Here is a 14,783-nt window from a genome sequence, read left to right on the forward strand (position 1 = left end):
GGGTAGGAACGCCGCGAGAACGGATTCTGCGGACATTCTGCGGACAGCAACCATAAAAAATGTAAAAAACTGGCGCACCCGACACGATTCGAACGTGTGACCTTTGCCTTCGGAGGGCAACGCTCTATCCAGCTGAGCTACGGGTGCGTGGCGATTGATTTAGCCGATTGGCCCGCCATCGGCAATGGCCGGAAAAGCACTACAATCGCGGCGCCAGCGGGCGGCGGCCTCGCGGCCTTGATTTTATCAAACGAAAATCGTCCAGTAGGCCTGCAACAGCTGGACAGGTCGCGGGGGCGAAGTCCTGTCGCACTCCGGCAAGCAGACGCGCTCCGCCGGGCGAGGGGAATGGGGGACAGGTACCATGGCGGATCGCTCCGGGCCTTCGCAGACATCCACCGCCAGCAAAGCATGGGCCGTTTTCCCCTCACTCGCCAACTATCGCTTCGCGTTTCTCAGCCGGGACCTGTTTGCGGGACTGACGCTCGCGGCGATTGTGATCCCCGAGCAAATGGCAACCGCGCGCCTGGGCGGCTTCGCGCCGCAGATCGGCTTTTTCGCGTTCGTCGCGGGCTCGCTCACCTTCGCCGCATTCGGCAGCAACCGGTTCCTGTCGTCGGGCGCGGATTCCACCATCACGCCGATCTTCGCCGGCGGTCTTGCCGCGCTCGCGGCAACCGCCTCGCCGGATTACGCCACGCTCGCCGCCGCACTCGCGCTGATGGTCGGGCTGATGCTGGCGGCGGCCGGGATTTTCCGGCTGGGCTGGATCGCCGATCTCTTGTCGGTTCCGGTCACGATCGGCTTTCTCGCCGGGATTTCGGCCCACATCCTGATTTCCCAGTTGCCGGGAATCCTCGGGCTGCCCGGTCCCGAAGGGCCCGTGCTCCAGCGCCTCGCGACGCTTACAGAACATCTCGGCGAGGCCAACGGGTTTACGGTTGTCATCGGCCTTGGCGTCCTTGCGATCATCGCGCTTTCCGAAAGGATCGATGCACGGATTCCCGGCGCACTGATCGGCCTTTTACTGGCGAGCGCAGCCGTCGTGCTCCTGCATCTGGAGAACCGGGGTGTCAGCGTGCTCGGTTCGATTTCGGTTGAAATGCCGGCGCTCGCGATTCCCGTTGTATCGGTTGGACACCTCACAAGCCTGTTGTCGCTCGGCCTCATCATTTCGGTCGTGGTGATGGTGCAGACCGCGGCAACGACGCGGTCGTTTCCTACCGATGCCAATGAACCGCCGGACGTCAACCGCGACTTCTTCGGCGTCGGCATCGGCAGCATCGTTGCCGGACTGGTAGGCGCCTTTCCCGTCAACGCAAGTCCGCCGCGAACGGCCGTGGTTTCCGAAACCGGCGGCCGCTCGCAGATCGCGGGCCTTGCCGCGGTTGCGATCGTCGTCCTGTTGCTCGCCTACGGAACATCGTTGCTGCACCGAATCCCCAACGCCGCCTTGGGCGGGGTTCTACTGTTTGTTGCGCTTCGGATCATTCGTCTTCGCCAGATCGTTGCCGTCTTTCGGCAGTCGCTTGGCGAATTTCTTCTGATCCTGATGACGGCGGCCGGGATCATCGTGCTGCCGATCGAGCAAGGCGTTGGGCTGGGCATCGGGCTGTCGCTGCTGCATGGCATCTGGACGACGACACGCGCCCGCGTACAGCGGTTCGAGCGCGTGCCGGGCACCTCTATTTGGTGGCCCGTGAGCTCCAAGCTGCCGGGTGAGCAGGTACCTGGCGTGATCGTCGTAGGATTGCAGGCGCCACTGTCCTTCCTCAACGCCTATGATTTCCGGCGCGACATCCTCGCGGCGCTGACGTCTTCGCCGCAAAAGGTGCGGCTATTGGTGCTGGAGGCAACCGGCATCGTCGAGATCGACTTTACTGCCGCGCAGGTTCTGACCGAGGTCATCAACCAATGCCATGAGGAGGGCATCGACTTCGCCGTCGCGCGACTCGAATCGTCGCGCGCGCAGGACGCGATCGTCCGCTTCGGCATCGCTGCCCTGCTCGGCCCGGCTCGCCAGTATCAAAGCGTGGAAGAGGCTGTTCGCGCCTGCGCCGGGAAGGGCTAGCGCCTGTTCGACTTCGATTGAATCAAAGCCGGACTCCGGTCTTTTTTGTTGACGCGTTTCCTTTACGCGAACCGGTTCCTACCCCCGGATCAAGTCCGAGGACAAGCTTCTCTCGAAAACGCTCTCGCCTCACGCCGGAACGATCGCCTTGCCGATCGGCCATAGCGCGATGCCGGCAAGTTTCAGATGCGCCCATGCGAACGGGATTCCGATAATCGTCACGGCAAGAATCGCCGCCGTAACGAGATGACCAAGCGCCAGCCACCACCCCGCAAGCACCAGCCAGATCAGGTTGCCGATCAGGCCTAGCACGCCGGTGCCGACGTCGGATTGACCGGTCAGGGCGTCGCGACGCACGGCCCTCTGACCAAACGGCAGCAGCGTATAGACGGCGATGTTGAAGGCCGCCCGCGCCCAGGGCAGACCGATGATGGTGATCGCCATGATGATCGCGGCGACCACCCAGCCAAGCGCCATCCAGACGCCGCCCAATAGCAGCCAGAGAATATTCAGAAGGATTGAGACGGGTTGCATGGTGCCTCTTTACGTAAACGCCGCGCCGGCGAACAGCATCGACCGCCTGTGCGGCGAAAATAATGTCACCGAAGATAGCAAGGAAGAGGCCGGGCCGAAATGACCTAACGGCGCCAATCGTGCCATCAGGCGTTCATCGTCGTCAAAATGACGAAAAGCCGGACGCAGGCGCTTCAGCGGCGGTAGCGGGTCGGGCGCGAGGAATACGCGTGGCGATTTTCCTGCACCGGCCGGCTTGTCTCGTTGACGCGTGTTTCGCTCGCGACGGGGGCGACCAGATTGAGTTCTTCCAGGAAAATGGGCCGCGCAAAATAAAAGCCCTGCGCATAGCGGATGCGGGTGGCTGCTTGCAGATAGGCCAGTTCCTCAAAGGTTTCGACGCCTTCCGCGATCACGGTCATACCCAGCGCTTCGGCGAGGGATTCGATCGCCCGCAGAATCCCCTGGCTGCGCGGGCGGAGATGGATGTCGCTGATGAAGGAGCGATCGATCTTGATCTCGTCGGCCGTGATGTCGGCCAGCGCCGACAACGACGAATATCCAATGCCGAAGTCATCAATCGATATCGCGACCCCGAGCTTGCGGAAGATCGGCACGACCTCGTCCTGAAACCGCCGCTTGGTGACGAAAGCATCTTCCGTCACCTCGATCATGAAGCGCCGGGGAAAGCCGGTTGCCTCCAGCGCCGCCGCGAACGAGCGCATGAACGTGGGGTTGTCGGCTTGCTTGGCCGCGACGTTGATGCTGATCGTGGCCGTCGGCCCAAAAGTCTCGTTGATGAGGTCGATTGACCTGATGATCTCGGCCAATACCAGGTGGGTAAGCTCGTCGATCAATCCCAATTCCGCCGCGAGGTTGATGAAGGTGCCAGGCGCCTGGATGACCCCATCGTCGTCGCGCAAGCGGACCAGCGCCTCGACACCTTTGACTTCCTTGGTCCGGATATCGACTTTGGCCTGGAAGGCGCAGCAGAAGCGCTTCTCCAGGATGGCGTGCCGCAGCGATTGTTCGACCTTCATGCGCGCGAGCGCCTCGCGCTCCATGCTGGTGTCGAAGAAGGCGACCGCGCCCTTGCCATCATTCTTGACCCGATACATCGCAATGTCGGCATTCTGCAGCAACGCATCATAGCTGCGGCCATGATCCGGGAACAGGCTTACGCCGATCGAGGTCGAGGCGAATATCTCCGAACCATCGATGAAGAACGGCGCTTTCAGCCGGTGCAATGTCGCCCCGATATATTCGGCTACTTCTTCCTCGCTCTCGGTGGGATTGAGCAGCAGCAGAAATTCGTCGCCGCTGATCCGCGACAGCATGTCGGTTTCACGAAGATTGAGCCCGAGCCGCTTGGCGACCTCGATCAGCAGCGCATCGCCGACCGAATGGCCGTAATAATCGTTGATGTGCTTGAAATTATCGATGTCGAGAAAAGCGAGCGCAAATGCACAGCCCGGCTCGTAGCGCTGGATCAGGCTTTGCACGCGATGTTCGATGACCCGCCGCATCGGCAGGCCGGTCAGCTCGTCAAAATAGGCCGAACGAAACAGATGATCTTCGACCGCCTTCTGTTCGCTGATATCGGTCGAACTCGATAGCAACAGGTTGCGGCCTGCGATGCGAACCGGCCGATGCGACGCGAGAAGAACCTGCTGGCCGTTATTGCCAGTGACGCCTATTTCCGCGACAGCCTCGCGGCCGGCGCGAAGCAGTTCAAGCGCGGCTTCCCGCCGCTCGTCCAGATGCTTCGAGGCGGATTCGCCCGGCTGCCCCACGGCCATCCCCAACTGCGCCGCTGCGGCGTCGTTGATCAGGAGAAACCGGCCATCCTCGTCCTGAACCGTGACGCCGGTCGGAAGCAGCCGGAGAACATCCCTTAACAGGCCGATGTCGCCCTCGACGGCGAATTCGCTCGCGTCGGGCCTGGTTGCGGGCGGGGTTTGATGAGAGAGCTGGTTTTGCATGGCCGCCGGAGGTTCGCAAAGTCTCTTGTAGTTTTGGTTAAGTGCGCCATCACAGATTTGAAATGTCGGCGTTCAAATCCGGCCACCGTGATCGTCATTAACAGAACGTCAACGCGTTAGCGCCCGCGCGGGTCGTTCGGCTCCTGTTCACGCCTTGGTCACGCTTTGGGGACACGGCATTGCATGGTGCAATGGACGCCGCTCTTCAGGAAACTGATCTCGGTCTTGCCATCGAAAGGCTTAAGCGCCGACGCCAGCAATTTGGTGCCGAAACCCGGCTCCCCGGCCTCGCCGAGCGCCGGTCCTTCGGTCTCATCCCAGGCGATATTCAGCCGGTCGTCGGTCATGGACCACGATACCTGAAGCATGCCGCGCCCGGAGGAAAAGGCGCCGTATTTGCCGGCATTGGTCGCAAGTTCGTGAAGAATCAGCGCAAGGCTGACGGCGAGCTTGGCGGGCAAGAACAGCCGGTCCCCGTTCAAGGTGAAGCGGACATGGCCGTAGGGTCCGAGTTCGGAAAGCAGGAGATCCTTGATGTCGCATCCGCCGACGTCGATCCTGGTAATGAGTTCGTCGGTCGCCGACAGCGCGCGCATACGATGATCGATGCTGTCCCAGACTTTCGGCTGGTTCTGAAGCACCTGATGAAGCACGGCGTGAACGGTCGATAATTTGTTCTTCAGCCGGTGCTGCAACTCGTCCACGACCAGCTTGCGGTATTCCTCTTCCCGGATCAGCCGCCTGGCAATTTCCCGCTGATTGGCAGCGACCGAGCGGTAGTGTTCGACGCCCCAAATCGTCAATCCACATACCAGTCCAAAAATAACGAACAGCACCAGTCGCGGAAACAAGCTGCTCGGCGCGTCGCCAAAATTCACTGCGACGCCAAGCCCGCCGCCCAAAACCGCCGTGGCGACACCCGTTCGATAGCCGCCAATGGCGGTGGCGAAAAAGACGGCCGGAAAATACGGCGTGAAATACACGTCCGGACGCAGCATCGCGAGAATCCATCGCGCCGCCGTCGATAGCGCGAGACAGGCGATTGAAAACCCTACGCTGAATGCCAGCGAGGGCCGGGAGATTCCTTGCCAAACCTGTCGAAACTCGTCGATCAGTCCTGTCAGGGGCCGCATCAGGAGATATTCCGAATCCGAAAGCGGGGGGCACCATAGCCGAAATTCGTCGCACGCCACGGACGGACGGCGAGCTGTCCCCTTCAACACTAGAGCTCCGATTCCGAAGTTCGCACGGCATCGCGGCAACCTGCGATGCGAGCTTCGGAATCAAAGGAGCTCTAGTAACTTATTGATTCTAGGGCGGCCTTGAATTTGAAGTTCCTATAAAGCGATTGCCGCAGCACTGACAGGAACTTCAAATTCGCCGCACTAGAGGAATGGAGTTGACATTCGTTACCCCCTGGCCGCGAGTTCGTAAAGCGAATGTCAAATCTAAAGCTCCACCAGAAACCTGTATTTGGCTAGTGGTTTCTCGAATTCTGACATTCGCAAAAGCGGCCGCTGAGAAGGGATGCGAATGTTGGAATTGGACCACTAGAGTAGTCCAAGGCATTCCGCGACATGGGAATCCGATTGCGGCGGGAACCGCTTGCGCCGCTTTGGCAGGACGAGGATAGTCTGACGAAGACCGTGTCAAAAAGGAGGACGAGCGATATGGCCAGACTGGACGGCAAAGTTGCGGTAATCACCGGCGCGACGAGCGGAATCGGATTGCGCACCGCCGAAATTTTCGTGGCCGAGGGCGCAAAAGTCGTCATCGCCGGCCGCCGCGCAGCGGAAGGCGAGGCCTTGGCCAAAAAACTCGGCGCCGCCTGCCTGTTCCGCCGTACCGATGTCACCATCGAGGACGAGGTGCGGCGACTGATTGGCGCGGCCGTCGACAAATTCGGCCGTATCGATTGTCTGTTCAATAATGCCGGCGGACCGGCGCAGACCGGCGGGATCGAAGGGCTTGAGGTCGAGCGTTTCGATGCCGCCATGGCGACATTGGTGCGAAGCGTGATGCTCGGCATGAAACATGTCGCACCGCACATGCGGCGTCAGGGCTCCGGCAGCATCATCAATAACGGCAGCATCGCCGGCAGGCTCGCCGGGTTTTCGTCCTCGATCGTCTATGGTGCGGCCAAGGCCGCCGTGATTCACCTGACCAAATGCGTGGCGATGGAGCTTGGCGAAGCCGGTATCCGCGTCAACAGCATTTCGCCGGGCGCGATCGCGACCGGCATTTTCGGCAAGGCGCTGGGCCTATCGGTTGAGGCGGCTGAGAAAACCCCCGCCCTCATGCGCGAGATCACCAAGAGCGCGCAACCGATCCCTCGCGCCGGCCTGCCCGAGGATATAGCGCACGCGGCGGTATTTCTGGCCAGCGACGAGTCGACCTTCATCAACGGACACGATCTGGTCGTCGACGGCGCCATCACCGGCGGGCGTAACTGGACCGCGCAGCAGCAGGGCTATGCGGCCATGCGCAAGGCGTTCGATCAGGTCGGGGAGTGAGCCGGCAAGGCAAACAATGAGCCTGCGTGACGCGGGGGTGGCATGAACGCACGACTCGAAAGAAAGCTGCAGTTGCTTGCCGTCGTCATTGCCCTCGGGGCCATCTCGGGCATCGTCTTCAATCTCGCGCAAGGCCGCACGCTCGCCTCCGCCATGGCGGTGGGGATGACGTATGGGCTCGTGATGAGCCTCGCGCTCGGCGTGATCGAACTGTTTATCCTGGATGGCCCGCTGCGGAGCTGGCTGCACGGTCTTTCGTTTACGGTCAATCTGTTCGTCCGCAGCGCGATCTACGCGGTGGTGATCGCTCTCATCCAGTGGTTCCGGATCGGCGAGACAGTCGCAGGCGTGCCTATTGCAGGCGTACCAATGAAAATCACGGACAAGGTATTCTGGGCCGGTTTCGCCTATTCCGCGGTGCTTTCGATTGTCATGAATCTGGGTCTCGGAATTTCCAATATCGTCGGATATCGCACCTTCCTCAACTTCATCAGCGGGCGCTATCACGCGCCGGTCGAGGAAAACCGCTTCGTGCTGTTCGTGGATATTGCGGGCTCGACGGGTTTGGCGGAGCGGCTCGGTGGAATCCGCATTCACCGCCTGCTCGACCGTACGTTTCGCCTTCTTACCCTTGCGGTCTCGGATTATCGCGGCGAAGTGCTTAATTATGTCGGCGACGAAGTGATCGTGACCTGGCGCGAGCAGAGCGGTGCGATCGATTGCCGCCCGCTGCGCTGCTTCATGTCGATGCGCGGCGAGTTGGCGCAAGCATCAGATCAATTCGAGCAGGAATTCGGTGTCGTGCCGCGAATTCGCGGAAGCCTGCATTTCGGGCCGGTCATTGTCGGCGAAATCGGTGACGTCAAGCGCGCCATCGTTTTCAACGGCGACGTCATGAACACCACGGCCCGGCTGGAGGAGTTGAGCAGAAGCGTCGACGGCGGCTTTCTCGCATCGCGCACCGCCATGGAACGGTTCGGCGCCAAGCCACCTTTCGCACTTCGTGACATCGGACCGCTACCCATTCGCGGGCGCGAAGACAGCATCGACGTGTTCGGCATCGAGGGTCCGGCTCCGGCCTGATGCCCTCACTTGACCGCAGAGACGGTCACGCGCAGTCCGTCCTTCGGCTTCGGGATCGGCCACATCTGCCAGTCCGGAGTCATGCCGGCCGGCAGCGAGACGGTGAGATTTTGCAGGAAATGCCGCGCGAAGCATTTGGCCTGCATGTAGGCGAAATGCAGCCCCAGGCACATATGCGCGCCGCCGCCGAACGGCACAAAGGCGAAGCGATGCCGGTTGCGTTGCGCCTCGTCGGTAAAGCGCATGGGATCGAAGGCGTCGGGATCGGGCCAGACTTCCGGCATGTGGTGGGTGAAGAGCGGATTGAGCCCGACCAGCGTGCCGGCCGGGATCTGGTAGCCGCCGAAGCTGAAGTCGCGGGTCGCCCGCCGCGGAATCGACGGCACCGGCGGCCGTAGCCGCATCGCTTCCTTGAAGGCCATCTCGGCAAGCGGCATCGCCTCGAGATGATCGAAGCTGGTCGGCGCGTCGGGCGCGACGCCGAGCGCTGTCACCTCCTCGCGCAACTTCCCCTGCCATTGCGGGTTCGCGGCCAGCGCAGCCACAAACGATGTCAGCGACGAGGTCAGCGTGTCGTGCGCGGCCATCATCAGGAAGCTCATGTGATCGACGATATCCTGAGGAGAGAGCAGCGCGCCGTCTTCATGGGTCGCACGGCAGAGCTGGGAAAACAGGTCGTCACCGCCCTTGGCGCGCCGGATCGGGATCTGCTCGGAAAAATAGGCAACGATGCGGGCACGGCCCTTGACGCCGCGCGCCATCTGCGTGCCCGGCAAAGGCGTGCGGATCGGCGCAATGGACGCGGCGACCATGTCGACGAAAGCCCTGGTGATCTCCGCAACCTCGGGGCCGATGCCCGTTCCCAGAAATGACGTGGCCGCGAGATCGAGCGTCAGTTGTTTCATGGCGGGATAAAACAACATCTCTCCCGGCCGTTGCCGCCATTGCGTCACGCGCTGCGAAATGCCGGCATCGAGCGCCGCGAGATAGGATTTCATCGGCCCGGATTTGAACGCCACCGACAGCGCGCGCCGGTGCAGGCGATGTTCGTCGAAATCGAGCAGCATCAGGCCGCGCGGAAACAGGCGGCCCAAAATCGTTCCCCAGCCATAGCTGGAGGAGAACAGCCTGTTCTGATCGAACAGCAGCAATTCGTTGGCCTCGGGCCCCAGCATGGTGATGCTGGTCTCGCCGAGTATCCGAGTGCGGTAGATGAGGCCGTACCTGGCCGACATCCGCTCGACCTCGCCCTTGGGATCGGCGAGAACGGCGATCGTGCGGCCGATCACCGGCCAGCCTTCGTCACCCGGAATATGCGAAAGCGCCTGGCGGCGCGGCGGCGCCAGCGCCATCGATGGGAAAGTCGCACTCTGCACAGACGCACTTTGCATGGACATGATCGGTGCTCCATCGAAGTCTCGAAACCGCAACGCTTAAAACGCGTCAATCAGGCCTTTTGTTGTTTGGCCGCTTCCTTTTGCAAATCCGGTGCATTCACCGCCGGAATGGCGACGCGGCCGGGACCGGTCAACGACAGCGCCGCAGCCGCCTTGTCGTTCTCCATGATCTTCGCCATCACCGCCTGACCTGCGCGTTCGAACACCGCACGGTTTTCGATCAGGAATTTCTGCGACTCGCGAAGCTTGGCGACATAGCCATTGATCTCCGGAATCACATAGCGCGCCACCATGTCCCAGCTGCGCCTTGTGTTCTCGGGGTTGGCCCAGTCGTGAACGAAGCCGATGATACTGCCGACGCCACCCGACACCTGCATCAATTTCTTGATGGTTTTGACCAGATCGTCGGGGGTGCCGATGGTGGACGCTGCGTTTTCGCCGCCAGCCGTCTTTTCCAGTGCATCCTCGGGCGAGGTAAAGGGCTCAAGGCCAGGACGCTGGAGCGTCTTCACATTGTACTCGTTGTGCCAGCCCATCAGCCCGGCGCCGGCCTCGCGGTGCGCCTGTTCACGGCTCTCGGCAATGTGCCACGACAGCAAAACGCGCCAGTCGGCGCGGTTAACGGTTGTGCCGTGTTTCTTCGCGGCGTCTTCGGCAAAGCCCCACTGCGTCGGCAGCGCCATCAACCCTTGCGTCGACATTGAACCGAGCGAGATGATTCCGATGCCGTATTTTCCGGCGAGCGTCATTCCCGATGGCGAGATTTGCGACGCGACCACGAACGGCATCTCCTCCTGGAGCGGGAGGATCTGCAACGCGGCGTCGTTCATCGTAAACCAGTCGCTTTTCGCGGTCACCCGCTCGCCCTTGAACAGCCGGCGGATCAGTGCGATGGCCTCATCCTGGCGGTCGCGCTGCACCATCGGATCGATCCCAAGCGTATGCGCGTCGGAAGCAAGCGCCCCGGGACCGGAGCCGAAGATGGCGCGGCCACCGGTCATGTGGTCGAGCTGCACCATGCGCTGGGCGACGTTGAACGGATGATGATAGGGCAGCGAGATCACGCCGGTGCCAAGCTTGATGCGTTTGGTGCGCTCGCCGGCCGCCGCCAGAAACATTTCCGGCGATGCGATCATCTCCCAGCCCGAGGAGTGATGCTCCCCGCACCAGAACTCGTCGTAACCGAGCGCATCGAGCTGCTCGACCAGGTCGAGGTCGCGGCGGAATTGCAGCATCGGGTGCTCGCCGATCGGATGGTGCGGGGCAAGGAAAGCACCGAATTTAAGGCGAGCCATCGACAGTTCTCCTGGGCATTTCTTCTTGATCGCTGGATGTCAAGTTATGGGCTGGAGCAGTTCAAGGCAACCGGCGACATCGTGCACGCGGTCATGCACTCGCACGCTCGATAAAATAGGTCATTTTGATCGAATTTACAGCCCTTTACCGTTCGGCTAAGACGACGCTCGGTTTGTCGACATCGAGGTTTTAGATGTATTTGAGGCCGTCCGATTCCGCCGCTTCCTTGCAGCTGCCGACGCAGCGGAAGCGCGATCTCGTCGACCATTTCGAGGCCAATAGCGACGAACTCGCACGCTGGCGCGAAGTCAACGCCGCCTATCACCAGGACGACTTCAAGTTCATGCGCTTTCTGATTCCGCCGGGCAAGCGGGTGCTGGAACTGGGATGCGGCCGCGGCGACTTGTTGGTGGCGCTTGAGCCGTCCTACGGCGTCGGCGTTGACTTCGGCGCCAGGACCATCGCCAAGGCCAATGAGCTGCATCCCAATCTCTATTTTGTGCTTGGCGACGTCGAGGACCCGGCGACCCTCGCCGCAATCGAGGGACCGTTCGATTACATCGTGATCGCCGACACCATCGGCATGTTTGAGGATATCGATGCGACCTTGCGGCTGGTGCACCATCTGTGCGCGCCATCCACGCGGATCATCATCTCCTACTACTCTCACTTGTGGGAGCCGGTGCTCAAGCTCGCAGAAATGCTGAATTTGCGGGCCAAGCAGCCGAGGATCAACTACATCGCCACCGCCGACTTCCTCAACCTGATGGATCTCGCTGATTTCGAGGTCCTTAGCCAGGAGCAGCGTCAGCTTCTGCCGCGTCGCTGGCTGGGGCTCGGCCCGTTCATCAATCGCTTCATCGCGCCACTGCCGGGGATCAGGAAGTTATGCCTGCGAACCTATCTGGTTGGCCGTCCAGTTCGCACTTTTCCGGATCGGAAGTTCTCTGCCAGCATCTTGATCCCGTGCCGGAACGAGAGCGGCAATATAGAGGAAGCCGTTCGACGCATGCCGCGATTTGGCTCTTCGCAGGAAATCCTGTTCGTCGAGGGCAATTCCAGCGACAACACCTTTGCTGAATGCGAGCGCGTGCGCGACGCCTACAAGGATAGCTGGGACATCAAGGTGCTCAAGCAGGATGGCAAGGGCAAGGGCGACGCGGTGCGCAAGGGTTTTGCGGCGGCGAGCGGCGACGTGCTGATGATTCTCGATGCTGACCTGACGATGCCGCCGGAAGCGCTGCCTAAATTTCATGCTGTCATCGAGACCGGAAAGGCCGAATTCGTCAACGGCACGCGCCTTGTCTACCCGATGGAGCAGGAGGCGATGCGTCCGCTCAACCTGATCGCCAACCGCTTCTTCGCCTACCTTTTCAGCTACCTCGTCAACACGCGCCTCACCGACACGCTCTGCGGCACCAAGGTCCTTCTGCGCAAGGACTATGAAGCCTTGGCCCGCGAGCGCGGCTATTTCGGCAACTTCGATCCGTTCGGCGATTTCGACCTGATCTTCGGTGCGGCAAAACAGAATCTGAAAATTGTCGAGACGCCTATCCACTACAAAGCCCGCACATTTGGCGAGACCCAGATCTCGCGCTTCCGCGACGGTTGGTTGTTGTTGAAAATGGTCTGGTTTGCCTATCGCAAGCTGAAGGCGATTTGATTTCGGGTGCTGCGCCGCGCGGCACGTGTCGCTTTTTTGTCACGGCCGCGTTATCGACCGCACCCGCATCGATCACAACAATATTTCTGAGGACTGACAGCGCACGGTCTTTTTATTTTGCAGTGCAGCAATTATCTTTCTTGCTGGAGTCGAATGTTTCGGCCCAAAGCTTCGGACCAAGGAGCGACCTTTGTCACTCGCCAAGAATATCGAATTCCTGCGCAATATGCCGAAGCTGCAAGGCTTGAACGCGTGGCAAGGCTTTGGACTCAGTACGCCGCGCGGAAGCCGCGGTCCGCTGGCAGAAACGGAAGGGTTTGGCACCAATCCGGGCGCTTTGCGAATGTTTTCCTTCGCGCCTGGGGATTTGCGGCCGCATCCCGCCCTGGTCGTCGTCCTGCACGGTTGCGGGCAAACAGCGGCGGGTTACGATTTAGGCACCGGCTGGTCGACACTTGCGGAACATTATGGCTTTGCGCTGCTGATGCCCGAGCAGCAGGCAACCAACAGCGCCCACAGCTGTTTCAACTGGTTCAATCCCGAAGATACCAAACGCGGCCTGGGTGAGGCGCTGTCGATCAGACAGATGATCGCGCGCATGGTGAGCCAACACCGGATCGACAAGCATCGCATTTTCGTCACCGGGCTGTCCGCGGGCGGCGCCATGACATCGGTCATGCTCGCTACCTATCCGGAAGTCTTTGCGGCCGGCGCCATCATCGCCGGCCTGCCCTACGGGGTCGCGAGCAATGTGCGGGAAGCCCTGAACGGAATGATGCAGTCGCGTTCACGCGCGGCCGGCGACCTGGGTAACCTCGTGCGCAGCGCTTCAAAACATCGTGGTCCCTGGCCCAAGGTCTCGATATGGCACGGCAGCGCCGATCGCACGGTCAATCCGGCCAACGCCGACGAAATCATCAAGCAATGGCTTGACGTCCATAAACTACCCACCGATCCGATGTCGGAAGGCATGGTCGACGGCTATCCCCGCCAGATCTGGTGGAACGCGGATGGCGAAACGATCGTCGAGTCCTACTCCATCACCGACATGGCCCACGGCACACCGCTTGGGAAAGCTGAAAACGATGAGAGATATGGCAAGGAAGGCGCTTTCCTGATCGAGGCCGGTATCTCGTCCTCGTATCACATCGCGAACTTCTTCGGGCTCACCGCCGGAATTCATCAGCCCGAAATGGTTGCCAAAGCGGCCTCGCGCGCGGCCGCGGAATCTCCGAGTGCGAAGCTGATCCCGCTTGCTTCTCCGATCCCGGCGCCTGCGCTCGACCTCAACAAGCTGCTGCGGCCGCTGGCGGCAGCGAAACCGCCTTCCAATCCCCCGGCAAAGCCGAAAGCCAAGCGAGGCGGCAGGCTCGATGTCGGTGCGGTCATCACCCGTGCGCTGACAGCCGCGGGTCTCATGAAATAGCAGGCGTCGGCGGCTCTTTTAATCGCGACGCTTTCTCCCTCACATCTCGCCGGTCAGGAATGGATTGGTCATCCGCTCGTGGCCGATCCGCGAGCCTGGTCCGTGCCCGCAGATGAAGCCAACGTCGTCGCCTAGCGGCAGCAGCTTCGTCTTGATAGAATCGATTAGGGTGGCGTGATCGCCGCCGGGAAGATCGGTGCGCCCGACCGAGCCGTGGAACAGGACATCGCCGACATGGGCGAAGCGCATGTCGCGATTGAAAAACACCACACTGCCGGGCGAATGGCCGGGGCAGTGCAGGATATCGAACGTCAATTCACCGATTGAGACCTGATTGCCTTCCTCGAGCCAGCGGTCCGGAGCAAAATTGCGTACGCCGGTCATGCCGAAACGTTCACCGCTCGTGACGACATTGTCGAGCAGGAATTTGTCGGCGACATGCGGCCCTTCGATCTCGACCTTGAGCGCATCGCGCAAATCGGCCGCGCCGCCGACGTGATCGATATGGCCGTGCGTGAGCCAGATCTTCTCGACCGTGACACCGGCCTGTTTGATCGCGGCCTGAATTTTCGGAACGTCCCCGCCGGGATCGATGACAACGGCCTTCTGCGTCGCCGAACACCAGATCAGGGTGCAGTTCTGCTCGAACGGCGTCACCGGGACGATCATCGCCCCGGCTTTCGCCTTGCTTTCGGATTGCTGTGCCATGGCCAAGACAAAGCCGATTTTTTGCATCCCGCCAAGGAAAACTTCGGGAAAATGGCGGCATTTGCCGTGGTGACATCGCCGCCCTCACCTGGCAGGGCAGCGGTCCGAATTTCAGGCGAACACGATTTTCC

Annotated in this window: 11 protein-coding genes and 1 tRNA gene; 5 read left to right on the forward strand and 7 right to left on the reverse strand. The window is 61.0% G+C overall.

Annotated elements, in window-relative coordinates; all coding sequences use genetic code 11:
• Positions 1–70: 70 nt before the first annotated feature.
• Positions 71–147, reverse strand: a tRNA-Arg gene (locus WB528_RS17035).
• 217 nt (positions 148–364) lie between these two features.
• Here WB528_RS17035 and WB528_RS17040 point away from each other — a divergent pair.
• On the forward strand, positions 365–2,071 hold the full coding sequence (locus tag WB528_RS17040; RefSeq protein WP_423889577.1) for a SulP family inorganic anion transporter: 1,707 nt from the start codon (positions 365–367) through the stop codon (positions 2,069–2,071).
• A 129-nt stretch (positions 2,072–2,200) separates the two neighbouring features.
• Here WB528_RS17040 and WB528_RS17045 read toward each other — a convergent pair whose 3' ends face one another.
• The 3 genes from WB528_RS17045 to WB528_RS17055 all read right to left on the reverse strand — a co-directional run bounded on the left by WB528_RS17045 (position 2,201) and on the right by WB528_RS17055 (position 5,690).
• Positions 2,201–2,605 carry a YccF domain-containing protein gene (locus tag WB528_RS17045; protein ID WP_423889578.1) on the reverse strand — a complete coding sequence of 135 codons (405 nt, stop codon included), beginning with the start codon at positions 2,603–2,605 and terminating at the stop codon, positions 2,201–2,203.
• A 173-nt stretch (positions 2,606–2,778) separates the two neighbouring features.
• Complete coding sequence (locus WB528_RS17050; RefSeq protein ID WP_423889579.1) at positions 2,779–4,566, reverse strand: putative bifunctional diguanylate cyclase/phosphodiesterase; 1,788 nt, start codon at positions 4,564–4,566, stop codon at positions 2,779–2,781.
• Between the two features lie 158 nt (positions 4,567–4,724).
• Positions 4,725–5,690, reverse strand: coding sequence for a sensor histidine kinase (locus WB528_RS17055; RefSeq protein WP_423889587.1), 966 nt, complete (start codon positions 5,688–5,690; stop codon positions 4,725–4,727).
• Positions 5,691–6,236: 546 nt separating this feature from the next.
• On the opposite strand from WB528_RS17055, the gene WB528_RS17060 reads away from it, so the two are divergent.
• Both WB528_RS17060 and WB528_RS17065 read left to right on the forward strand, forming a co-directional pair.
• Positions 6,237–7,079, forward strand: coding sequence for an SDR family NAD(P)-dependent oxidoreductase (locus WB528_RS17060; RefSeq protein ID WP_423889580.1), 843 nt, complete (start codon positions 6,237–6,239; stop codon positions 7,077–7,079).
• Between the two features lie 42 nt (positions 7,080–7,121).
• Positions 7,122–8,162 (forward strand): adenylate/guanylate cyclase domain-containing protein, encoded by a 1,041-nt coding sequence (locus tag WB528_RS17065; protein ID WP_423889581.1) that lies wholly within the window; start codon positions 7,122–7,124, stop codon positions 8,160–8,162.
• Between the two features lie 5 nt (positions 8,163–8,167).
• Here WB528_RS17065 and WB528_RS17070 read toward each other — a convergent pair whose 3' ends face one another.
• Both WB528_RS17070 and WB528_RS17075 read right to left on the reverse strand, forming a co-directional pair.
• The gene (locus WB528_RS17070) at positions 8,168–9,559 is read right to left on the reverse strand and encodes a cytochrome P450 (protein WP_423889582.1); all 1,392 of its coding nucleotides are present in this window, start codon (positions 9,557–9,559) and stop codon (positions 8,168–8,170) included.
• 50 nt (positions 9,560–9,609) lie between these two features.
• Positions 9,610–10,854 (reverse strand): LLM class flavin-dependent oxidoreductase, encoded by a 1,245-nt coding sequence (locus WB528_RS17075; protein WP_423889583.1) that lies wholly within the window; start codon positions 10,852–10,854, stop codon positions 9,610–9,612.
• A gap of 194 nt (positions 10,855–11,048) precedes the next feature.
• Between WB528_RS17075 and WB528_RS17080 the strand changes: the two genes are divergently transcribed.
• Both WB528_RS17080 and WB528_RS17085 read left to right on the forward strand, forming a co-directional pair.
• Positions 11,049–12,518 carry a glycosyltransferase gene (locus tag WB528_RS17080; RefSeq protein ID WP_423889584.1) on the forward strand — a complete coding sequence of 490 codons (1,470 nt, stop codon included), beginning with the start codon at positions 11,049–11,051 and terminating at the stop codon, positions 12,516–12,518.
• A 190-nt stretch (positions 12,519–12,708) separates the two neighbouring features.
• Positions 12,709–13,944, forward strand: a complete 1,236-nt coding sequence (locus WB528_RS17085) for an extracellular catalytic domain type 1 short-chain-length polyhydroxyalkanoate depolymerase (RefSeq protein ID WP_423889585.1) — start codon at positions 12,709–12,711, stop codon at positions 13,942–13,944.
• 39 nt (positions 13,945–13,983) lie between these two features.
• Here WB528_RS17085 and WB528_RS17090 read toward each other — a convergent pair whose 3' ends face one another.
• Positions 13,984–14,652: an MBL fold metallo-hydrolase gene (locus tag WB528_RS17090; RefSeq protein WP_423889586.1), complete on the reverse strand. Its 669-nt coding sequence runs from the start codon at positions 14,650–14,652 to the stop codon at positions 13,984–13,986.
• Positions 14,653–14,783: the final 131 nt, after the last annotated feature.

Source organism: Bradyrhizobium sp. (assembly GCF_049586575.1).
Classification (GTDB): domain Bacteria; phylum Pseudomonadota; class Alphaproteobacteria; order Rhizobiales; family Xanthobacteraceae; genus Bradyrhizobium.